This is a genomic window from Chitinophaga silvatica, assembly GCF_003419895.1.
Lineage (GTDB): Bacteria > Bacteroidota > Bacteroidia > Chitinophagales > Chitinophagaceae > Chitinophaga > Chitinophaga silvatica.
On record NZ_QPMM01000004.1, the window covers coordinates 305,707 to 326,919 of the forward strand.

General features: G+C 40.1%; 19 protein-coding genes and 1 tRNA gene. 10 read left to right on the forward strand and 10 right to left on the reverse strand.

Features of this window, described 5'->3' with window-relative positions; genetic code table 11:
• Positions 1–175: 175 nt before the first annotated feature.
• The 4 genes from DVR12_RS10725 to DVR12_RS10740 all read right to left on the reverse strand — a co-directional run bounded on the left by DVR12_RS10725 (position 176) and on the right by DVR12_RS10740 (position 7,239).
• Positions 176–1,564, reverse strand: a complete 1,389-nt coding sequence (locus tag DVR12_RS10725) for a peptidylprolyl isomerase (protein ID WP_158563249.1) — start codon at positions 1,562–1,564, stop codon at positions 176–178.
• Positions 1,565–1,750: 186 nt separating this feature from the next.
• The gene (gene infB / locus DVR12_RS10730) at positions 1,751–5,560 is read right to left on the reverse strand and encodes a translation initiation factor IF-2 (RefSeq protein WP_233522293.1); all 3,810 of its coding nucleotides are present in this window, start codon (positions 5,558–5,560) and stop codon (positions 1,751–1,753) included.
• Positions 5,547–6,794, reverse strand: coding sequence for a transcription termination factor NusA (gene nusA, locus DVR12_RS10735; protein ID WP_116975673.1), 1,248 nt, complete (start codon positions 6,792–6,794; stop codon positions 5,547–5,549). Before nusA ends, infB begins: the two co-directional genes overlap by 14 nt.
• Positions 6,795–6,810: 16 nt before the next feature.
• Positions 6,811–7,239 carry a ribosome maturation factor RimP gene (locus DVR12_RS10740; RefSeq protein ID WP_233522295.1) on the reverse strand — a complete coding sequence of 143 codons (429 nt, stop codon included), beginning with the start codon at positions 7,237–7,239 and terminating at the stop codon, positions 6,811–6,813.
• A 202-nt stretch (positions 7,240–7,441) separates the two neighbouring features.
• Between DVR12_RS10740 and DVR12_RS10745 the strand changes: the two genes are divergently transcribed.
• The 3 genes from DVR12_RS10745 (at position 7,442) to DVR12_RS10755 (ending at position 8,415) form a co-directional block, all read left to right on the forward strand.
• Entirely contained in the window at positions 7,442–7,732 is a 291-nt protein-coding gene (locus tag DVR12_RS10745) for a DUF2752 domain-containing protein (RefSeq protein WP_116975675.1), read from the forward strand.
• A gap of 11 nt (positions 7,733–7,743) precedes the next feature.
• Positions 7,744–8,094, forward strand: coding sequence for a TM2 domain-containing protein (locus DVR12_RS10750; RefSeq protein WP_116975676.1), 351 nt, complete (start codon positions 7,744–7,746; stop codon positions 8,092–8,094).
• A gap of 69 nt (positions 8,095–8,163) precedes the next feature.
• The gene (locus tag DVR12_RS10755; protein ID WP_116975677.1) at positions 8,164–8,415 is read left to right on the forward strand and encodes a DUF4834 family protein; all 252 of its coding nucleotides are present in this window, start codon (positions 8,164–8,166) and stop codon (positions 8,413–8,415) included.
• A gap of 30 nt (positions 8,416–8,445) precedes the next feature.
• Here the strand turns inward: DVR12_RS10755 and DVR12_RS10760 are convergent, their stop codons facing one another.
• A complete protein-coding gene (locus tag DVR12_RS10760) occupies positions 8,446–9,072 on the reverse strand; it encodes an HAD family hydrolase (protein ID WP_116975678.1) in 627 nt (208 codons plus the stop codon).
• A gap of 187 nt (positions 9,073–9,259) precedes the next feature.
• Between DVR12_RS10760 and DVR12_RS10765 the strand changes: the two genes are divergently transcribed.
• From DVR12_RS10765 to DVR12_RS10795, 7 genes are all read left to right on the forward strand, one after another.
• Positions 9,260–10,201, forward strand: a complete 942-nt coding sequence (locus DVR12_RS10765; protein ID WP_116975679.1) for a hypothetical protein — start codon at positions 9,260–9,262, stop codon at positions 10,199–10,201.
• A gap of 97 nt (positions 10,202–10,298) precedes the next feature.
• A tRNA-Ile gene (locus tag DVR12_RS10770) sits at positions 10,299–10,372 on the forward strand.
• Positions 10,373–10,781: 409 nt separating this feature from the next.
• Positions 10,782–11,990, forward strand: coding sequence for a DNA translocase FtsK (locus DVR12_RS10775; RefSeq protein ID WP_116975680.1), 1,209 nt, complete (start codon positions 10,782–10,784; stop codon positions 11,988–11,990).
• A 212-nt stretch (positions 11,991–12,202) separates the two neighbouring features.
• On the forward strand, positions 12,203–12,562 hold the full coding sequence (locus DVR12_RS10780; protein WP_116975681.1) for a hypothetical protein: 360 nt from the start codon (positions 12,203–12,205) through the stop codon (positions 12,560–12,562).
• Between the two features lie 3 nt (positions 12,563–12,565).
• The gene (locus DVR12_RS10785) at positions 12,566–12,919 is read left to right on the forward strand and encodes a hypothetical protein (RefSeq protein WP_116975682.1); all 354 of its coding nucleotides are present in this window, start codon (positions 12,566–12,568) and stop codon (positions 12,917–12,919) included.
• A 21-nt stretch (positions 12,920–12,940) separates the two neighbouring features.
• Entirely contained in the window at positions 12,941–13,381 is a 441-nt protein-coding gene (locus DVR12_RS10790; protein ID WP_116975683.1) for a hypothetical protein, read from the forward strand.
• 35 nt (positions 13,382–13,416) lie between these two features.
• Positions 13,417–13,692, forward strand: coding sequence for a hypothetical protein (locus DVR12_RS10795; RefSeq protein WP_116975684.1), 276 nt, complete (start codon positions 13,417–13,419; stop codon positions 13,690–13,692).
• A 124-nt stretch (positions 13,693–13,816) separates the two neighbouring features.
• On the opposite strand, the gene DVR12_RS10800 is transcribed toward DVR12_RS10795, so the two are convergent.
• From DVR12_RS10800 to DVR12_RS10820, 5 genes are all read right to left on the reverse strand, one after another.
• Positions 13,817–14,146: a hypothetical protein gene (locus DVR12_RS10800; protein ID WP_116975685.1), complete on the reverse strand. Its 330-nt coding sequence runs from the start codon at positions 14,144–14,146 to the stop codon at positions 13,817–13,819.
• A gap of 268 nt (positions 14,147–14,414) precedes the next feature.
• A complete protein-coding gene (locus DVR12_RS10805; protein WP_116975686.1) occupies positions 14,415–16,001 on the reverse strand; it encodes a collagen-like domain-containing protein in 1,587 nt (528 codons plus the stop codon).
• Between the two features lie 391 nt (positions 16,002–16,392).
• Complete coding sequence (locus DVR12_RS10810; RefSeq protein WP_147323444.1) at positions 16,393–17,031, reverse strand: hypothetical protein; 639 nt, start codon at positions 17,029–17,031, stop codon at positions 16,393–16,395.
• A 54-nt stretch (positions 17,032–17,085) separates the two neighbouring features.
• Complete coding sequence (locus DVR12_RS10815; RefSeq protein WP_116975688.1) at positions 17,086–19,539, reverse strand: glycoside hydrolase family 31 protein; 2,454 nt, start codon at positions 19,537–19,539, stop codon at positions 17,086–17,088.
• 127 nt (positions 19,540–19,666) lie between these two features.
• Positions 19,667–21,205, reverse strand: coding sequence for a RagB/SusD family nutrient uptake outer membrane protein (locus DVR12_RS10820; RefSeq protein ID WP_116975689.1), 1,539 nt, complete (start codon positions 21,203–21,205; stop codon positions 19,667–19,669).
• Positions 21,206–21,213: the final 8 nt, after the last annotated feature.

A 21,213-nucleotide genomic window follows, 5' to 3' on the forward strand; every position in this document is an offset into this window, starting at 1 on the left:
AATTGAAGTCGCAAAGTTACGCTAAAAACCAGAAAGCATAAAGAGATGTCTTAAAAAGGATAGGATGAATAAATGAGAAATTGTGTGGTAAGGTATTGGGGAGGAATTAATAAGATGTTAAAATAAAAAGGTTGGACTTGCTGGTCCAACCTTTTTTATTAGAAAAGAAGATAATTTATTGTTTGGCAATCGAGGACATCCATTGATTGATGTGATTGCAGTTTTTATACTCATCATCTACGTGTACATAGAAGGTTGGTATTTTTTCGAGCAGCCATTTATTGATAGCATCAGCTCTTTTTACTTCCAGGGTACGTTGTTGTATTCTGGAGTAATCGTCTGAAAGGTTTTCGCGATGCGGTTGGGTGCGGGTTTTAAGAAAAACGATTCTGATAGCCGGGCGACCCTGTTCGTCCAGAAACTGGGAAGGAGCAGAAATATGGCCTGGTTTCAGGGTATCGAGCATCATTACGATTTCTCTTTCAGAAGGGTCATCCAACTGGTCGATAGTAATAAGAGTGCTACCATCGCCGGTTCTTGATTGCAGCATACCACCATCGAATTTAGCGCTTGGCGCATCGCTATATTTCATAACGGCTTCGGTGAAGGTCATTTTGCCATCGAGGATTACCTTTCTGATTGAGTCCAGTTTGCTGGTATATGTTACCAGATCAGACTTGGTGATAGCTGGTCTTACAACGATATGTTGAACAGTTACATTATCTCCGGATCTTTTTACCATTTGGATCAGGTGATAACCAAACTGAGTTTTAATCGGGTTGGAGATCTCCCCTTCTTTCAAACGGAAAGAAGCGGCTACGAAATCAGGATCATAGGTGTTTTTATCATTTCTGTTCAACACATATATCCCTTTATTTTCCTTAACACCCGGATCTTCAGAATAAAGCATTGCCAGGGAAGAAAAGTCTGATTCTTTGTTTTGTACGCGTTTTTTAAACTCCAGAAGCTTGTCTATGGCGTATTGGTCCATCTCTTTAGTAGCTTTCGGCTGTAAAACGAGGGTACCAATTTCCAGTTCAGACTCATAGAATTTCAAACTGTCTTTAGGGATGGCATCGAAGGTGCGTTTCACCTCAGAAGGAGTAACTTTTACGCCATCAATTATTTTATTACGCATTGCCTGCGCGAGTAATCTTTCCTTGATAGGGGTGCGGAAACGTTCACGGATCTGATAAACAGAGTAACCGGTGATTTCCTTCATTTTTTCTTTAGATCCGTATACGTGATCAATATAATAACGGATTTGGTTTTCGAGTTGTCCTTCTACATCGCCATCGGAAACTGGTAAGCTATCTCGTTCGGCCTGAAGGATCATTACTTTTTGAGAAATTAGCATTTCCATCATCATGCAGGCTGCATTAGGAGGCAGCTGTTCATCCGGGGAGTTACGGATTTGTTCGGCCAGCGCACCATCCATATCAGATTTGAGGATGATTTTATCACCCACAACACCGATAATCTTATCTGCCACAAGTCTTTGCTGAGCTGATGACGTTTGCCATAACAGCAAAATGCCAGCGGCTATTGCTAAAAGTTTCTTCATAAAAAAGCGGTAAAAACCAAAAATAACCATTAAAAGATCAGCAGCATAGAGGAAGTCGACGGATTTAACAAAAGTTTAGATGAATCCCCTTCCACTACGTATCTAAAAGAGATTAGCGAAGATTTTGGAGGTAAGGAACCACCTATATCTTCGCTAATCAGAAATGCTATTATTTAATTAAACATTTTAGAGTGTTCTTTTCACTTCAACTTCTTCGAAACCTTCGATATGATCGTTTGGACGAAGGTCGCTGTATCCACGAATACTCAAACCACATTCCATGTTTGCAGCAACTTCTTTCACGTCATCCTTATAACGTTTCAGTGAAGCGAGCTCACCGGTGAATACCACGATACCATCGCGAACGACATTTATGCGGGTGTTTCTGGTGAGTTTACCGTCGGTTACGAAGCAACCGGCAACGGTAACTTTCTCGAATTTATAGGTTTCACGAACCACCACGTTACAAACCACTTTCTTCTCGATCTTCGGTTCCAACATACCTTCCATAGCGCTCTTAATCTCTTCGATTGCATCGTAGATGATAGAGTAGTTACGGATTTCGATGTTTTCTTTTTCAGCCAGTTTAGCTGCCTGAGAAGAAGGACGAACCTGGAATCCGAGGATGATTGCATCGGAAGCGGTAGCCAGCAATACATCAGATTCGGTGATCTGACCCACTGCCTTGTGTACGATACTGATAACGATTTCTTCGGTAGAGAGTTTCTGTAATGAGTCACTCAATGCTTCTACGGAACCATCAAAGTCGGCTTTGATGATGAGGTTAAGCTGTTTAAAGTTACCCAGAGCCAGACGACGACCGATTTCATCGAGGGTGATATGTTTCTTGGTACGGATACCTTGTTCACGAACGATCTGAGCTCTGCGGTTAGCCACTTCTTTAGCTTCAGATTCGTCGACAAACATTTTGAATTTCTCACCTGCCTGAGGAGCACCGTTCAGACCGAGCACCTGTACAGGAGAGGAAGGTCCGGCTTCTTCAAGTCTCTGACCACGTTCGTTGAACATGGCTTTGATTTTACCGAAGAAGGAACCGGAAACGATAGTATCGCCCTGGCGGAGAGTTCCGTTTTGTACGAGCAGGGAAGCTACATAACCACGACCTTTATCGAGGGTTGCTTCCACGATGCTACCAGAACCTTCGCGGTTAGGATTAGCTTTCAGTTCCAGTAATTCGGCTTCCAGCAATAGTTTTTCGAGCAATACGTCGATATTCAGACCGCTTTTAGCAGAAATTTCCTGGCTTTGATATTTACCACCCCAATCTTCAACGAGCAAGTTCATACCTGCGAGTTGTTCTTTGATTTTCTCAGGGTTGGCGCCATCTTTATCGATTTTGTTGATAGCGAATACCATTGGCAGACCAGCAGCCTGAGAGTGGGAGATCGCTTCCTTGGTTTGAGGCATGATAGCATCATCGGCAGCGATTACGATTACTGCGATATCTGCAGCTTTCGCACCACGGGCACGCATTGCTGTAAAGGCTTCGTGACCAGGAGTATCGAGGAAGGTGATTTTTTTACCACTGGCAGTAGTAACCTGGTAAGCACCAATGTGCTGGGTGATACCACCCGCCTCACCGGCAACTACATTCGCGTTACGGATGTAATCGAGCAAGGATGTTTTACCGTGGTCTACGTGTCCCATGATTGTAACGATAGGAGCGCGAGGTTCCAGATCTTCCGGCGCGTCTACTTCTTCTACTTCATCACTTTCTTCGGCATCTTCGAGACCAATGAATTCGACTTCGAATCCGAATTCGCCGGCAACGAGTTCAATTACTTCCGCATCGAGGCGTTGGTTGATTGACACCATTATACCGAGGCCCATACATTTAGAGATTACGTCGGCGAAGCTAACATCCATCAGGGTAGCTAATTCGCTTACAGAAACGAATTCAGTTACCTGGAGTTTGTTGTTTTCTTCTCCTTCTCTTAATTTCTGGTTTTCTCTTTCTTCACGTTTTTCTCTACGGTGTTTGGCTTTCACGTTTTTACCGCGGCCACCGCTGAGTTTGGCCATGGTTTCCTTGATCTTATTCTGGATCTCGTTTTTGTCGATTTCCTTCTCCTCGATCGGGCGTTTGTCGTCATGTGGTCTGTTTGGACCTCTTTGACCAGGTCTGTTGAAGTTGCCACCTTGACGATTACCGCCTTGGTTGCCACCTTGACGGTTGAATCCGCCTTGTCCGGATCTGTTACCACCCTGATTGTTACCGCCTTGTTGGTTTCCTCTGTTGAATCCGCCACCTTGTTGGTTACCACCTCTGTTGAAACCACCGCCTTGTTGGCCGTGTTGACCTTGTTGTTGGCCCTGACCCTGACCTTGGCCTTGGTTTCTGTTGTATCCACCGCGGTTATCGCCACCACCGTGTTGGCGGTTGCCACCTTGATGTCCACCCTGGTTACCACCTTGATGTTGGCGGTTACCATGTTGTTGGTTGTTGCCACCACCTCGGTTGTCGCCATGTTGGCGATTACCCTGGTGAGGTCTGTTTTCGTTATGAGGTCTATTTTCGCCATGACCGCCTTCTTTGCGATCGCCTTCTTTGAAGTCTTTAGGCTGAATAGGTTCAGGTTTCTTTTCTACGATGATACGTTTGCGTTTACGTTTTTCATCGCGATTATTCTTGTTATTATCGCGTCTGTCGGATTGGACAGGTAATTCGATTTTACCGATAACTTTAGGGCCGGTTAATTTTTCGGCCTGAATGTTTTCGATAACTGCGCTGGCTTCTTCCTGGGCCGGAGGGGCTTGAGGAGGGGTTTCAGCGGCAGGAGCCTGTTGAGGGCGACTTTCGGCCTTCACGACTTTAGTAACAGGAATATGCGCCGGTTCTTTAGCGGTAGCCGGTTTTGCCTCTTGTAATACTTCTTCCACTTTTTTAACTACAGGTTTATCTTCAACCGGTGCGGCTTTTTCCGTTTTTTCTGTCGTATCGGTTTTATCTGTTTTTTCAACTTTGGCTGTTGGAGTAGCTGGAGCTTGAGCAGCAGGGGCTACTTTTTCCGGAGCAACGACTTCGGCAGGTTTTGCCGGAGGAGTTGGTGGAGTTGCATTCTGTACGGGAGGTTGAACCGGTTTAGGTTCAGGTTTCTTTTCTGCTACCGGGGTTGGAGCTGGGGCCTCAACAGGTTTTTGTTCCTGAATTGGTTTAGGCGCCGGTGGAGGGGTAGCAGGTTTTTCTTCCTGTTCAGTTTTTTTAGCAACTGGTTTTTTGCGGTTTAGAGCATCGAGATCGATGGTAGTAATGACTTTAGGGCCGTTGATTTTCGGCGATTCAGGTTTTACTACTTCTGGTTCCGCAGGAGGAGGCGTAGCTGGAGTTTTAGGAACTTCCGCGACAGGGGGAGCTGTAACTACGGGAGTTTCTGGTTTTGGTTCAGCTTTTTCCTTAGCAGGAGGCGGAGTTACCGGAGCAACATTAGCCTGAGGCTGAGGTTCCTGTTTAGGAGCTTCTTTAACAGGTTCTGGTTTTGCTTCCTGTTTAGGCGCTTCTGCAGCAGGGGCAGCAGGCGCAGTTTCTTCTTTTTCTTTATTTGAATTCTTCTTAGCCGCCGCTTCCGCTTCCTCTTTTTCTTTCTTCTTCATCGATTCTAACACGCTTCCTTTAGGCAGGGCTATTTGATCGCTTTTGCGTTTATTAGCCTTGTCTTGCTGGAATTCCGACTGCAGAGCTGTATACATAATAGCAGTGAGGCGGGCGTTGGGTGAACTGAATCCACCCATATCAAAGCCCTTATTGCTAAGGAAATCGATTAGCGTTTCCTTACCAATATTGAACTCCTTGGCTGCAGCCAGCAATCGCGGTGTGTTGTTTGTTGTTTCAGGCATATCGTATTTCGGGCCTCCCCTGTTTCCCGTTTCCAAACGGGATAGTTTTTTACGTTTAAACAATAACTCGAAAAAATCAATTCCCTTTCTAATAAGGCCTTTACCTGGGAAGGGTTGTGGCTCGGCTTTATTCTTTGTCAAACTCTTCTTGTAATATTCTTCTTACATCCTGCACTGTCTCTTCTTCTAAATCAGAACGGCGAACCAGTTCTTCAACAGTCAGCTCTAATACGCTGCGGGCAGTGTCACAACCTATTCGCTTCAGTTCGTCTATGATCCATTCTTCGATTTCGTCTGAGAATTCTTCGAGATCTATATCAAATTCAGACTGTTCTTGAGCTTCGTCGCGGAATACATCTATTTCGTAACCGGTAAGTTCGCAAGCCAATTTGATGTTAACGCCTTTTTTACCGATGGCCAGTGATACCTGGTCAGGATTTAGGTAAACGGAAGCGTATTTATTGTCATTATCCACTTCCATTCTGCTAATCCTTGCTGGTGTGAGGGAGCGTTGGATTAATAACTGAATATTAGTGGTAAAGTTGATGATATCGATATTTTCATTTCTCAATTCGCGTACGATACCGTGAATGCGGCTACCTTTCATACCCACGCATGCACCTACAGGATCGATACGGTCGTCGTATGATTCTACGGCAACTTTTGCCCTTTCACCTGGTTCGCGAACAATTTTTTTGATGACAATCAGCCCGTCAAAGATCTCAGGCACCTCAATTTCCAGCAATTTAGCAAGGAAGGATGGATGTGTACGAGAAAGAATGATAAGTGGTGCGTTATTCTTCATTTCCACTTTCTTCACCACCGCTCTAACATTCTCTCCTTTTTTGAAATAGTCTGTAGGAATCTGTTCAGATTTAGGCAAAATTAACTCATTCCCCTCATCATCAAGCAATAAAACTTCTTTTTTCCAAACCTGGTATACTTCACCGGTTACAATTTCGCCAGCTTTATCGGCGTATTTCTTCACCAGGATGTTTTTCTTTAAGTCACCGATTCTGGCAGAAAGGGTTTGTTTGGCAGCCAGAATAGCTCTGCGGCCGAAGTCCAGAATCTCCACTTCTTCATATAAATCTTCACCTACCTGATAATCTGGTTCTACGAGAATAGCTTCAGAATAGGCGATTTGGGCATTATCATCTTCTACTTCCCCATCGGCAACGATGGTACGGCGGCGTAATATTTCAAGGTCACCCTTTTCGGTATTTACAATCACATCAAAATTCTCATCTGAGCCATATTTTTTCCTAAGCAGTGTCTTGAACACATCTTCCAGTACCTTCATCAATGTAGGACGGTCTATGTTTTCCGCCTCCTTGAACTCGGTAAATGACTCAATTAAGTTAATACTAGCCATGTTTAGTTATTATATTTTAAAACACGATGCACACTTTAGTATGCTTTATTTCATTAAGTTTTAAATCAGTAGATTTCTTTTCTTTCTTTTTGCCCACGGTTTCCTCAATGGTAATGGAGTCTTCCGTTACAGCTTGTAATATACCTTCCTTCACTGCACCATCAAGCAGGGTGACTTCCACTTTTCGACCAATATTTTTAAGGTATTGTCTATGCAGTTTGAGTGGTTCATCTAATCCCGGAGAAGAAACCTCCAGAGAGAAGTCATTGTCTGGAAATATGTTAGCAGTTTCCAGCAATGCATACAATTGTCGGTTAAAAGTTACCAGCGTAGCCACTGGAACTCCTTTATCCCCGTCCAGAAAGAGCTTAATATTGTTAGTGGGCTTAATCTTGATTTCTACCAAAAAGTTGTCGGGATACTCAACTAGCAGTCCTTCTGCCATGTCCCGGATAGTTTTTATCACTTGTTCGTTTGCCATACAAAAAACGCGAAGGGGACAATCACTCGTCCCCTTCGTTAGTATCATTTTCCTTTCACAAAATTAGGATTTTATTTTGATTGAAAAACTATTTCTTTAGATTCACAGTAATTTAGAAGATAAGAAGCCCTGCCGGCCTTTCATATGTTATTTAAAAATATTTGATATGGGCCTGATTTTCCTGAAAAAACTTAACATAGAGTTGATCGCGTGGGCGCTTGGTATTGTGATTTTGTATAATGTGAATCCTGAGTCCTCCTTCACAATTTGTCCTTTAGCGATCATTGGATTTAAATTTTGCCCGGGATGTGGATTAGGACATGGCATTCACTTCTTTTTACATGGTCAATGGACCGCTGCCATTCAGCACCACTGGTTATCCCCTGTTGTGGCATTAACGTTGTGTTATCGTATAATTGAATTAAGCAAACAACAATACTTCTCTCTAAAACATTAATAATCCATATTATGAGCGAGTTTTCATTTGCTATGTTACCGGGTATTGAAGGTGAGGAAATGATTTGGCTGCAGGAATTAACCAAGAACTATTCTAATGAGAATAAACAACGGTTTTTAGCAGTTTATCAAAGCCGGCGCCGGGATCCCCAGATTATTCTTATCTGCACATTAATAGGATTAGTTGCAGTTGCCGGAATCCAAAGATTCCTGTTAAATCAGATCGTAATGGGAATTTTATACTTTGTTACGCTGGGATTTTGCTTCGTAGGCACCATTATAGATGCCATAAATTATAGAAAACTGACCTGGGAGTATAATAAAAAACAGGCAGTAGAGACCGCAGCGCTACTTGGCCTTTAAAGTTAAAAAAAACTTAAAAAAGGGGTGTTTTTCCTACCACGGATAGGATATTCTGCTAACTTCGTGAGTATGTTCAAGTTTATATTAACTATAATCATAGCCTATATACTCTATAAACTCGTCTTTAATATACTAATCCCGGGATATAGAGTAACGAAAGAAGTGCGTAGACAAATGAATAATATGCAGGATCATATGCGTCAGCAATACGAGCAACAACAAAAGGCTCAGCAGGGGGCGTATGGACAGGCTTCTCAGGAGCCTCCGAAACAGCAAAAAATTGATAAAGGCGACTATATCGACTTTGAAGAAGTAAAATAAATGAGAAGGCCGGAAACTTTCCGGCCTTTTTTATGTGTTTGCAGGTCTGAATATCTCCAGAATACTTTTGGGTGCCTGCAGGTGAATTGTTTGTAAACCCACTGCTTTAGCCCCTTCTATATTAGGTAAAGTATCATCAATAAATAAAGTTTCCCCAGGATTCAACTCATTTTCATCTAAAACCATCTGGTAAGATTCTTTATCTGGTTTTCTGTATCCCATCTGGTGGGAATAATAAGCCTTATCAAAAAAGGTGGCCAGAGAAGGAATTCCTCTGGAAGTCTCCAGTATTTTATTGAAAGCAGCCAAATGGATCGCATTAGTATTGCTTAACAGAAACAGATTATAATGTTGCCGGAGCTGTTGTAATAACTGGAGTCGCTGTACCGGAAAATCTAAAAGCATCGCATTCCAGGCGGCTTCGATCTGATCATCCGTAATATGCGAAGGCACGTGTTTATGCATTTCTAACAAGAAGTCTTCAACGGCTACATGCCCGGTTTCGAGGCCGTTGAACAGGTCGGAACCATGAAATTGAGAATAAAGCTCATCGAAATTCGCTACACCTAATTCTTGGAAAGCCTCACTAGTTAACTTATAGTTGATGTTTAGAATCACCCCTCCCAGATCGAAAATGATATTTTTTATACCCTGCATACTTTTAAAATTGGAAAAGCAAAGAAATGCAGATTTTCTGAAAGTTAGAAGTAGCTAAATAAATGTAAATTGTTATATTTACAGGATATACAATTGTTGATTGTTGAGAATGTAGATTAACCTATAAATATTGTTTTGTAACCTAAAAATCAGAATCTATAAAATTTAATATCCTTATTCAATACTTATGAAAAAAATCATCCTTTTGTTGACATTATTGTCATGTGTTGTAGTTAGTAAAACCATTGCCCAGATTTATCCTTTCGAGAGAAAAGACTGGGTATATGTGGGGGCTGGCCATACTAATACCCCTCCAAATTATGATTTTATGTACTATAAGATTTTAGCAGCTATTGCTGATACGTCCAGGTACGCCTCTATATTACAGGTTTCGATACAAGGAGATGCCAATTATTATAATTACCAGGGAACTTATGAGCTCCGTGTAGATAAATATGATGGAACCACCGGAAGATTTGATGGGATCGAAATTCGTTGTACTTCCGGAAATCCACAGGCGGGGCTGTTTTATGTGTACAAAAATGAGATCTGGGTAAAATCGAATTACAAATGGGGCTCTATTTATCTGCGTACAATAGCCGATTTTGCTAACTTTTCTCCAAGGTGTACATTAGTTACTACTACTACGGAGCCTCAGGGAGCCATGGTTGTAGCCAATGGGTTTGGTGTGAAATGTGATTTCGATAACAATAAAATATACAAGCTGCCATATACTGATGTATTTGGAAATATGGCTATTGGAGGTACAATTAATTCCAGTGAAACTGAAAAGCCTAAATTAAGTGTAAACGGACCTATAATTGCGACCAGGCTAAGAGTAATACAAACCGGGTGGGCCGATTTTGTATTTGATCCAACCTACAAGTTATCAGATTTAGCTGAAGTAGAAGCCTATATTAATGCCAATGGAAGGTTACAGAATATACCTTCAGCCGATGAAGTGAGTCGGGATGGAGTTGATTTAGGTAATATGAATAAACTTCTTCTGCAAAAAGTAGAAGAACTTACCTTATATCTTATCCAGCAAAAAAAGGAAAATGACACATTAAAAAAGCAAAGTCAGAATATTCTGGAACGGTTGTCTGCATTGGAACTCAGCTCTAAATAGTGTAATCATCAACGTAATAGAGAAAAAAAATTTAGGTTAATTCAATAAAATAATTAATTTTGCCCTCCCTCAAAAGGGGAATTAGTTCTTCGGAACAGGTCCTATAGCTCAGTTGGTTAGAGCACCTGACTCATAATCAGGGGGTCCCAGGATCATGCCCTGGTGGGACCACTTAAATTTCGCGAAAGCGCCGGTAAAATCGGCGCTTTTTCTTTTTGTGGCCGGGGGTGGTGTTATCTGTCCATAGCTGTATTCAAATTGATTGGAGTATCATTATTGTAGTTTTACTTTGTATTATTAGCGAATTTAATTTGGGAATTAATCTGGATAATTAAATCGAAAATTCGATGGTTCTTCTTTTATTTACCTTTATGTTATAGAGCCATTATATTACGTACAATTGATTCCATACATAGATTATGTTCTTCATTTCAGATTATTGAACAGTAATAATTTGATCTCAAATTGAAAACATATCTAACCCATTTAGTGTCTAAATCTTCCAAAGCCTTCATCTATATTTAATAACTGTATTTTGTTTATAAAAGTGGATATTTATTGAAAAATAAATATTCTGTTAATGGAGCCTCTAAAATATTCCCCTTTATTAGACTTCCCCAATTATTCTTTTCCCTTATCCGAGATCGACCAATATAGATCTAATCAATCTTTAAAAACTTTATGGGAAGCAAAAAAAGATCACACACTCCCTATAATATGGTCTAAAACCAATGAATTGGTTATAAGAGATTTTGCAGAATTAAAAAATTTATTAGTGGTAGGCCCTCCAGCATGTGGGAAATCAACTTTCCTTCATCAATTGGTAATTTCATTATTACTAACAAAACATCCTGCAGAAATAAAGTTTATATTTTTTGATTTCAAAAAGCTTGAATTTTCAGTATACAATTTGTTAGAAAACCATTTTCTTGCAAAACTACCGAATGGAAATAATCAGTCAATTGTAAGCAAAACGGATAATGTATTAGCAACATTAAATGCTCTAGCGATAGACATGGAGTTGAGGTATGATTTATTGAAGGATGCTGCCTGTCGTAATATTATTGAATACAATGATAAATTTTGCAGTCGTCTATTAAATCCACAAAAAGGGCATAGGTACTTATCTCATCTATTTTTGGTTGTTGACGAATTGGCTGATATGTTAATTATTAACAAAAGTGAGGTAAACAGGGTACTTGAGAATGTGCTAAGATCTGGATACAAAGTTGGGATACAAGTAATAATAAGTACAAATCAGATTATGGGCGATACATTATCTCCAGGTATTAAATCACTTATACAACACAGAATTGTTTTCAGACTTACAGACAAGAGGGATAATCGCAAATTTCTAGATACTGAAAGTGTTCCAAAATTAATTGAAGAAGGAGAGTTTCTTTATTTAGATTCAGGGAAGGTTAAAAAGGGAAGAACTTTTAACGTAGAATTGCCACTTATTGAAGCCTTAACTACAAATATTGTTAAGCAAAAAGATTACCCGGGGCCTTATCTTTTACCAGAATACATTGATTCAACAGAAGAGGCCTTGGCCATTGAAGATCGAGACCCGTTGTTTAAGGAGGCAGCAATTATAATAGTTCAATCTCAACAGGGAAGTACTTCGGTATTACAAAGAAGAATGAAGTTAAGTTATAATCGCGCTGGACGATTAATGGACCAATTAGAATTGGCTGGCATTGTAGGGCCTAAAATGGGAAGCCGTGTAAGGGAGGTCTTAATTAAAACAGAGAACGAGCTAGAAACAATATTAAACGACCTAATTTAATCACTTTTATATTACTAATCTGATAACTATAACAGACTTAATTGCATTCCAATCACTTTACCAGCAACATTTCCCATGCTAAAATTTAGTACCCAATTTCTGTTTATTGTCTACTGTAATTCAATTGCAAAAAGCAGCTGGATAAGAAAAATGATTTTTATAAATTAAGATTTTGCCAACTTTTTTTGAAGTGTTTTTAAACCTTACAATGAATGTTTATAGGGGCTTCAATTTTACCTATTATTACAACCACCCAAACAGTTGCAGGGGGTTTTTCTGTAGACGCGACTTTAAATATGGGTGGAGCAAATTATCTGGGACCAGTTAGCGATATTAATAGAGGAATGTTACAAACAAACATTGGCCAAGGAGATGTAACGTATACTGGTGGTTTTGGAATTTCTGCTCTTGCTAAATTGGGAGCGACAGGTGGGTATACCAGCACTCCAACAGGAAGTGGTATCGTATCGTTTTCAATAAATGCAGGATTGGGCCTTCCGGCTGGAGATGCTCCGGTAAATGCATCTTTGGGAGTAAGTAATACTTTTATTTTGAAAGATTTTAGAAAATAGTTTATGGTAAAAAAGATTTGGGTAATTATTTTTTTAGCGCTAGTTGTAGTATCAGCAATATTATATCAATCTATTAAGGTAAAGCAAAGAGCAAAAAGAAACTTTGATCATTTTTATAATTCTGATTTGAACGGAAAAATTAGTGACATTACAGTTAGTGTAGGCGTTGTCTATTTTAAATTAGATAAAGGTGATGAGCAATATGGTTTTATTCCCATAACTAGTGAGTTGAATAACAATATGCCGTTCTTTAATACTGCGAGAATCGGAGATTCTATTGTGAAGCCTGTTAAGTCGGATACATTAAAAATTATTAAGGGGAACCAAGTTTATCTGTATTCCTTTAGAAAGCTATAATTGATTACAAGCAATATTTATATGCACTTTAGAGCAGTCAGAAAACGCACACGTAATTGCATTCTTATTTTTATAGCTAGTTTATATGGATGTAGAACAGGAAATGCTGCTATGACTTCTGATGCCCGAGGTTATATAGAGAAGTGTGCAGATTCAATAAACAATATCATTAAATATCCAGACTCGCCATTACCTTACTTTTTGAGTAATGCCTGCTTAGACTATGAAAAACAATATTGGCGGAATATCCATAACCCATTACAGATTAGAAAGGAGATTATTGACAGAGTGAAAAATGCTAAAGCAATAGAATATGTCCTAAATTATGGAGACCAAAGGATTGCTGAAAAATGTGAGAGACAATCCAATTTTGGCGGTGGGTTGGTTTATTATAAAATAGAAATGTTGAATAAATCCTTTGCAGACTTACTACAGGAAAGACTAACGCAGATAAGGAAATAAACAACGACGCATTTGTCTTCATCAAGCATTCAGATATGGATAGATATACATTCTTTATGGAGTTTAGAGGAGGACTATATATTAGCCAGGTAAAAGAGGTTAATTTGAGAACAGCAATAGTTTTATGGAGTGAAAGCCTTGATATAACTGAAATTAAATTCATGAAAGAAAAGGGAAAGCTTGAACTACAGCGTGTACTTCAAAATGAAGATCCTACTCCAATTGATGGAGTACCAAATGTTTGGATTCTTCATACAATTATAAAGGCTGGTTTTGTTACGATTCATGCGATAAAGACTGCTGATTGCTGAGCTAATGTTCAGGCATAAATCCTATGTACTGAGATTATTAAATAATAATCATTATACCTAAAAAGCGCCAGATTTAATCTGGCGCTTTTCTTAGAATTCCAATCCTAATATGGAATCAATTCATTCATCTGTCATGCGGTGCATGTGTTAATCCGGTATTGCCTGGTGTATTGGTATCTTTTGGCTTTTTATGTCTTGATCCTTTTAAGGAAAGAGTAGTCCAGCCCGCTCCTGTTTTTGGTCCATACATATATCCAGTTGTTTGATCGTAATAATAATCTCCTGTGTTACCTAGTTCTGGTGAAGGTTTTCCTTCTCCAACATGAGTTATACTCGTTTGTACGGTTTGTCCTCCTATTTTTTGTAAATCCTGAGCATCATCCTTTTTGCAGGAAGCTAAAATCAATGAGCTTAAGCATAGAAATGAAGCTGAAACAATGAGTAGAGTTTTCATTCTTTTTGAGGTTTTAATTAAAAGTATATAATTAGGATTGGAAACTAATTTTAATGTGCCGAGTACTAAGCGTGTGGCAAATTAAATAATTATAGAATACAATCAATAGCAATTTTTAGTTAATTAAATTTCTGTGAACAATTGGTATAATCTGGATTTAGGTCTTTATCAATATGATTGTTTATAGTGAATATTGATAAAGAGAATAAAATATTGCGCCAGTAAAAACCGGCACAAGTCATATCGGGGATGTCAAATCAAAAACAGATTAGTCGAGGTGTAGGCGGCGCTTTACCTCTTCATAATTTCTTGAAATATTACTACGCTGAGGCCCAAAATCTCCAAGGTAATCACCCGATATTACCACTACTTTAATAGCTGTAAACCCAGGCGGATACCAATCATATAGCGTTCCTACATCATGAGGTCCTCCATAGTCTTTTACCATAATATCTGAGATAGCTGGCCAGATTGTTAAAAACCAATTATCGGATCTGGAATCTTTATTCAGATGATAGTTTACATTGAATAAAGCATCAGTAGAAATAGTGATATTGTTATCTTTATCGTATACACCTCCCTGATAAACATATGGAAAACTCAACCATTGGAAAAAATTTACGTTGTCTCCGAAGCCATAATAAACGAGTATGGCACCATGATCATTCACATCTTCCCAATCAATAATGGATGGTAAATCAAAATGGACAGGATATTGTAGATTACTCATTCCAGTTATACCCTTATCAACGTAAATGTTGGAATTTGGAGAGGTATAAGTGAAAACCTTTACTGCTGCATTGGAAGCAGACGACATATCTAATCCAAATCCCCAACCTTCTGCTGTTTTAGGACCGTATAGAATATGATTAGTCTTATCTAAGTAATAGTCTCCTACCGCTCCGATTGAATTATCGGGTGGTAAATCTCCACTATAGATCTGGCTTCCTTTATCACCCTTCTCACCTTTCTCCCCATTTGAACCCTGTGCACCTGTATCTCCTTTATCACCCTTCTCGCCTTTAGTTCCCTGTGCACCAGTATCTCCTTTATCACCCTTCTCACCTTTAGTTCCCTGTGCACCTGTATCTCCTTTATCACCCTTCTCACCTTTAGTTCCCTGTGCACCTGTATCTCCTTTATCACCCTTCTCACCTTTAGTTCCCTGTGCACCTGTATCTCCTTTATCACCCTTCTCACCTTTAGTTCCCTGTGCACCTGTATCTCCTTTATCACCCTTCTCACCTTTAGTTCCCTGTGCACCTGTATCTCCTTTATCACCCTTCTCACCTTTAGTTCCCTGTGCACCTGTATCTCCTTTATCGCCCTTCTCACCTTTAGTTCCCTGCGTACCTGTATCTCCTTTATCGCCCTTCTCACCTTTAGTTCCCTGCGCACCTGTATCTCCTTTATCACCCTTCTCACCTTTAGTTCCCTGCGTACCTGTATCTCCTTTATCGCCCTTCTCACCTTTAGTTCCTTGTGCACCTGTATCTCCTTTATCGCCCTTCTCACCTTTAGTTCCCTGTGCACCTGTATTTCCTTTATCGCCTTTTAAACTGATCAGTGCATCCCATCCGGAACTTTTTTTGGGGCCATATAATATTCCTGTGTTTTTATCGAGGTAATAATCCCCAAGCTGACCAACAGAATTGGCGGGAACTCCCTCGCCTGCATATATTGTACTACCATTTTTTCCGGCTGGACCAACGGCGCCGGCTATACCCTGTGGACCAGCACTGCCTTGCGGTCCAGTATTGCCTTGGGGCCCCTGGGCGCCATCTTTACTGCAGGAAAGTAGAAAACAGAAACTTAAATACAGAATTGAGGCTAATCCGAAACGGATAGTTTTCATTTTTGGAGTTTTTAGACGGATGTAAATAATTAGGATGACTGATTAATTGAGGTATATACTACTCAGATTTATTCACATGATATAATTGTGGCGCCCGGTATATGGGATATGCCGGGCGCAAAATTATAGAATCAACAAATTCTGGCAATAGCTTTTTCTAGCCATTTTGTTCAGAGTGTTCAAATGCTTGAATATCTATTCAAATTCACTTTAGAAGGTATTTTGATGTAAAAAAACTACTTCAGAGATGGATAAATACCAATTTAGTGAGGTTGCGGGTAGTTCAAACATTACTTTATGCAGGTAAGTTAATCATGAATGCTTCCTTTCATGAAGGATCTGAAAGGAGGGGTTAACAAACAATGGTGAAATCTTTTTTATACACGAAAAACTACTTACTCATATTAGTAAATAAAGGAGCTAATTTGCTGCTATCGAAACCGATGGTATCGAATTTTTGTTGGTTCCATCTGTATTGATAGTAGGCTGTATAGGTGTTGGATTGAGTATTAGTGTCTTCTTCCAACTCTTCATGACTTTCATAGTATTCTAAAATCGCCTCCCATTTTTTAGCAGCATTACGATAAAGAATGGTTGATTTACTCATAACATCGCCGGCATCTCCAAACGTTTCAGAAAGCTCGGCTTCAAAAGTAATTTTCTTACTGTTTTTATGATAGGCACTTAGGTTGATAGAGGTTGCATCATAAACTGATGGCACTCTGGTAATCAAACCAATTGTATTGTCATCTAACCTGAACTGATAACATGCAAAACTTGTTTCGTTTTTTGTAATTTCTTCCGGCAAAAACTGGCGGAGCAAAGGTGATATAGGAGTTCCTGAAAAAGCCCAGCCACTGGTATCTTGCGGCATTATGTTGAGATACAAAGTGTCTTTCCCTAACTTTTTGTAACACTTTAATAAATCCTCAATGTTAGTAGTGTTTGATGCAACTTGTTTCGTTTCCTTGTTGAAGTTTGAATCACATGCAATCAGGAAAAGAATAAGGATAGCGGATAAATATTTCATCCTTCAAGATAGTAAGACCCCCTGGAAAATCCAGGGGTGCCGTTCTGTTTTTAATTACAAATCCACGTTAATGAGTTGGTTCCCATTCTCAAATGTGGCTTGTTGAATTTCACAATGTTCTGGTGCTATAAAAGCACCTTGGGGGTCGAAACGCGATATGGCTGAAAGGAATGAATATGTTTTCTGCTGTAAAGGAATTTTCTGGTTATTAACAGTGATACCACTACCCAAAGGAAAACCATGAAGCATTAAACAGATAATTTTGAAATTAGAATTGTAATTACCGCTAACCTTATCCAGCTGTAATTTTCCAGTAGCTGGATTATAGGTTATAGTACGCTGATAATAGCTTCCTTTTTCATAATCAAAACTTTCACCATCATCTTCATAATACTGAAAGCTGGAAGGTTGATTCCCTTTATACAGATGCAGGAACAATGTATCGCCAGGCTTCTCATTGGTAGATTGGGTGAGTGATTGCAAAGGAATGATGCTTCCTCCCTTTACAAAAACGGGTAATGTTTTAATGCTTAATGGAAGTATCTTTTCCTGGTTACCGGTTGTGATGTTATCATTATATAGGTTATACCATGTGCCATCCGGGAAATATACTTCTCCGAATTCTTTTGTGCTCTCGAAAGGTGCTATTAAAAAGGCTGATCCAAACTGATATTGATTCTGATACCTGGTATCGTAAACCTTAGGGTCGAAGGTGTTGTTCAGGGCCAGGGTACGCATTACAGGAACACCTGTGCGGCTGGCTTCTGCAATTGCACTATACAGATATGGGAATAACTTGTATCGGAGGTTGATGTAGTTGCGTGTAATTTCCAATGCTTCTTCCCCAAAAGCCCATGGCTCGGCAGATTTGGTATTAACCCCTGTATGATTTCTAAAATATGGGATAAATGCGCCTATTTGCATCCAACGGGTATATAAGCTTACAGTTGCATTCCCAGTGAAACCACCAATATCCATCCCGGCAAACGGCATTCCGCTTATCCCTAAGCTATTAAGTAATCTAACTCCCAGAAGCATATGATCTTCTTCTGCACGGTTATCACCTGTCCAGATGGCGGAGTAACGCTGAGTGCCTGAATAGGCGGCTCTGGTCAACAGAAATGGTCTTTTCTTCAGGTTTTCTCTGGCGCCTTCGTAGCTGGCTTTCACCATTTGGAGGGCATATATATTGTGAGCCTGTAAATGGCTAACCGGGTGACCTTCGAAGTCAAACACCACATTGTCTGGCATTTTCTGCCCCCAGGTGGCTATTTCGTTCATATCATTCCAAATACCATTAACACCAGTTTCTATATAACCTTTTACCTGTGTTTTCCACCATTGACGACCTTTCTCACTGGTGAAGTCGGGAAAATGACACCAACCGGGCCATACCTGTCCGGTATAGTAACGGCCATCATTGTACTTAATAAAAATGTCTGATTGCTTACCACTTTCATAAGCGGCGTAGCCTTCTTCTACTTTAATTCCAGGATCTACTATTACGGTGAGCTTATATCCCAGTTTATTAAGGTCGGAGCTTAATTGTTTGGGATTAGGAAATCTGTCTTTATTCCAGGTGAATAGTTTGTAAGCATCCATATAATGGATATCAAGCGTGATACCATCGGATGGAATTTTTTTCTCTCTCAATGTTTGCGCAATGCGTAGTACTTCGGTATCGGGATAATAGCTATATCGATTCTGCTGATAGCCTAAACTCCATTTGGGAGGTAAAGGCATTCTACCTGTGAGGCTGGTGTAGGAAGAAATGATATCGGGCAGATTTTTATGATAGATAAAGTAATAATTCATCTCACCACTTCTGGCACCAAAGGAGGAAAAACGATTATTGCTGGCGCCGAAATTGAAATCACTCTGCCAGGTATTGTCGAAGAAAATACCATAGTTAAGTTGATGATGAATGCCAATATAAAACGGAATAGTGGCATAGATTGGATCTGTATTGGTAGGATATCCAAATTTGTCGGAATTCCAATTGGTATACCCTTCGTTTTTACGATCGAGGTTGCCAACTTTTTCACCAAGGCCGATGAATCGCTCATCGTCCTGCATTTTTTTATAGGTTGTTACTGCATCATTCACCCAGGAGGTTGTTAATCCTTCTTCATCTTCATTAATGACTTTACCATCAGGTGTCAGGAAGCGGATGGCAAAAGGAGATTTACTGATCTGCAACTGTAAGGAATCAGTTGTGATAGTAAGATCTTTCTGTGTTTGTTGTGTGTTGAATTTCGTAGGTATAGGGGAAGCTACGACAGCATAAGAAAAATCTTTGTTTAATGGCTGTTTATCGATTCTTACTCTAACAACAGAAGGACTATAGATCGAAATCTCTGCGAATGCATTTTCTGCGGTTATTTTAATTTGTTGGCCGGTTATGTTAACCTTTGTGATATTCCCTATTTTCTTAACAGGTTGCTGGGCCTGTAATTTCAAGCAAGCAAATAGTAGGAAAACACATGGAAATGCGTGTTTAAAAGACATAATACAGTGAATTTTTGGATATAAAATTCCCCTGCCACATTATCGTTTTAATGAGCCTGGAGCAGGGGATTTTATGAAAGACAGGGTAATGGGCTTCTGGCCTATCCTACCCTGTCTGGTATGTTAATTAGTATCCTGGATTTTGTTTGAGGTTTGGATTTACAGCAAGATCGCTGGTTGGGATTGGGAACAGCAGATATTTAGGATCATCTGGTTGTTTTAACTGCCAAGGATCGAGGTATTTACCAAAGCGGATAAGATCCTGTCTTCTCCAACCTTCCCAATATAATTCACGGCCTCTTTCATCTATCAGTTTATCGGTTGTCAGGTCGGCAAAAATAGTAGCACCACGTTTAGTTCTCAGACCATTTACGATGGTGAGGGCGGCTGGGGCGTTGTTAGTTCTTAACAATGCTTCGGCTTTCATCAGTAATACGTCTGCATAGCGCATGAATACGAAGTCGTTACTGGCATCATTACCACCACCTTTCATATCAGGAGGGTATTTAACTACTCTGATACCTGCAGCTTCAACAGCATCGCCATTTACACGGATTGTGATATCGGGGGTGAAAACTAAAGGTAGACCATTCCTATCAAGTATTTTCTCTCCTTTTTCGTTGTATTGTTGTCCAATCAGGAAACCTACTCTTAAGCCGCCAATATTGGTAACCCCTTGGTATGCCATACCTTTTCGTGAATCCACATCTTCGAATTTATTGTAGAAATCAGAAAGTGTGGTAAATCCGTTCCAGCCACCGGGTGTTTGCTTATAGTGCAGTGTACAGGTCCAACGGCAGTAAACATTATTACCTGCACGGGAAGTACTGAATCCTGGGCCATTTTGTTGTGTGAAGATGTTCTCCGTAGAGATTACATCATTATTGTATGCGAAGTTATCGAAGTAATTATTGGCTAATGCATAATTACCTGTAGCGGTAATTTCATCAGCCAGTGAAATTACTTTTTGCATATCTGCTGCGTCAAAAGTCGGGGCTTTACGATTCAGGAAGGCGCCTTTATTAAGGTAAACTTTCATCATCAGGAATTTTGCGGCATCCTGAGTGGCTACATAGGCAGCTTTGGTTGCAGCCCTGGTAGGCAGGTTAGGCATGATTGCGGTAAGTTCACTGATAATGTAGTCCATGGCTTCCTGTGTTTGCATCACTTTCGGAGCTTTCAGGAGGTCATCGCCCGGATTACGGAAGGCTACCTGATTAAACAGGTCGAGTGTTCCGAAAATAGACCATACTCTTAAGAAACGGGCTTCGGCTTCAACACGTGGAGTTGGTTTAAAGCGAAGTACGTTGGAGGCATCAAACTGGTCGAGCAACAGGGAGGTGTAGGCTGTTTGTATACGGAGGTTATCAGATGTCCATCTGTGTTCATGTAATTCTCTCCATACACCGCCATCATCCCAGTCGGCACCTCTTGTAGGTCCGACACAGGCATCTGTTGACATTTCACAAAGGCCAAATGTCTGGGAGAAGTCCTGATATGCAAACTGCATATCGTCATATGCTGCTTTAAGCAGTTGATCGGCGGTCAACAGGGAGTCGGCCTGTTGCTGAGTAATAGCGCTACCCAGATTTTCTTTCAGGCTACAGGCTGAATAAGCCATACAGCCTGCAATAACTAACGTGGATTTGAGAATATTTCGAATCATAATAATCA

Excerpts from the sequence above, each read along its gene's own strand:
- DVR12_RS10725 (WP_158563249.1), bottom strand. The coding sequence starts at position 1,564 with ATGAAGAAACTTTTAGCAATAGCCGCTGGCATTTTGCTGTTATGGCAA.
- nusA (WP_116975673.1), bottom strand. The coding sequence starts at position 6,794 with ATGGCTAGTATTAACTTAATTGAGTCATTTACCGAGTTCAAGGAGGCG.
- DVR12_RS10740 (WP_233522295.1), bottom strand. The coding sequence starts at position 7,239 with ATGGCAGAAGGACTGCTAGTTGAGTATCCCGACAACTTTTTGGTAGAA.
- DVR12_RS10745 (WP_116975675.1), top strand. The coding sequence starts at position 7,442 with ATGGGCCTGATTTTCCTGAAAAAACTTAACATAGAGTTGATCGCGTGG.
- DVR12_RS10750 (WP_116975676.1), top strand. The coding sequence starts at position 7,744 with ATGAGCGAGTTTTCATTTGCTATGTTACCGGGTATTGAAGGTGAGGAA.
- DVR12_RS10755 (WP_116975677.1), top strand. The coding sequence starts at position 8,164 with ATGTTCAAGTTTATATTAACTATAATCATAGCCTATATACTCTATAAA.
- DVR12_RS10760 (WP_116975678.1), bottom strand. The coding sequence starts at position 9,072 with ATGCAGGGTATAAAAAATATCATTTTCGATCTGGGAGGGGTGATTCTA.
- DVR12_RS10765 (WP_116975679.1), top strand. The coding sequence starts at position 9,260 with ATGAAAAAAATCATCCTTTTGTTGACATTATTGTCATGTGTTGTAGTT.
- DVR12_RS10775 (WP_116975680.1), top strand. The coding sequence starts at position 10,782 with ATGGAGCCTCTAAAATATTCCCCTTTATTAGACTTCCCCAATTATTCT.
- DVR12_RS10780 (WP_116975681.1), top strand. The coding sequence starts at position 12,203 with ATGTTTATAGGGGCTTCAATTTTACCTATTATTACAACCACCCAAACA.
- DVR12_RS10785 (WP_116975682.1), top strand. The coding sequence starts at position 12,566 with ATGGTAAAAAAGATTTGGGTAATTATTTTTTTAGCGCTAGTTGTAGTA.
- DVR12_RS10790 (WP_116975683.1), top strand. The coding sequence starts at position 12,941 with ATGCACTTTAGAGCAGTCAGAAAACGCACACGTAATTGCATTCTTATT.
- DVR12_RS10795 (WP_116975684.1), top strand. The coding sequence starts at position 13,417 with ATGGATAGATATACATTCTTTATGGAGTTTAGAGGAGGACTATATATT.
- DVR12_RS10800 (WP_116975685.1), bottom strand. The coding sequence starts at position 14,146 with ATGAAAACTCTACTCATTGTTTCAGCTTCATTTCTATGCTTAAGCTCA.
- DVR12_RS10805 (WP_116975686.1), bottom strand. The coding sequence starts at position 16,001 with ATGAAAACTATCCGTTTCGGATTAGCCTCAATTCTGTATTTAAGTTTC.
- DVR12_RS10810 (WP_147323444.1), bottom strand. The coding sequence starts at position 17,031 with ATGAAATATTTATCCGCTATCCTTATTCTTTTCCTGATTGCATGTGAT.
- DVR12_RS10815 (WP_116975688.1), bottom strand. The coding sequence starts at position 19,539 with ATGTCTTTTAAACACGCATTTCCATGTGTTTTCCTACTATTTGCTTGC.
- DVR12_RS10820 (WP_116975689.1), bottom strand. The coding sequence starts at position 21,205 with ATGATTCGAAATATTCTCAAATCCACGTTAGTTATTGCAGGCTGTATG.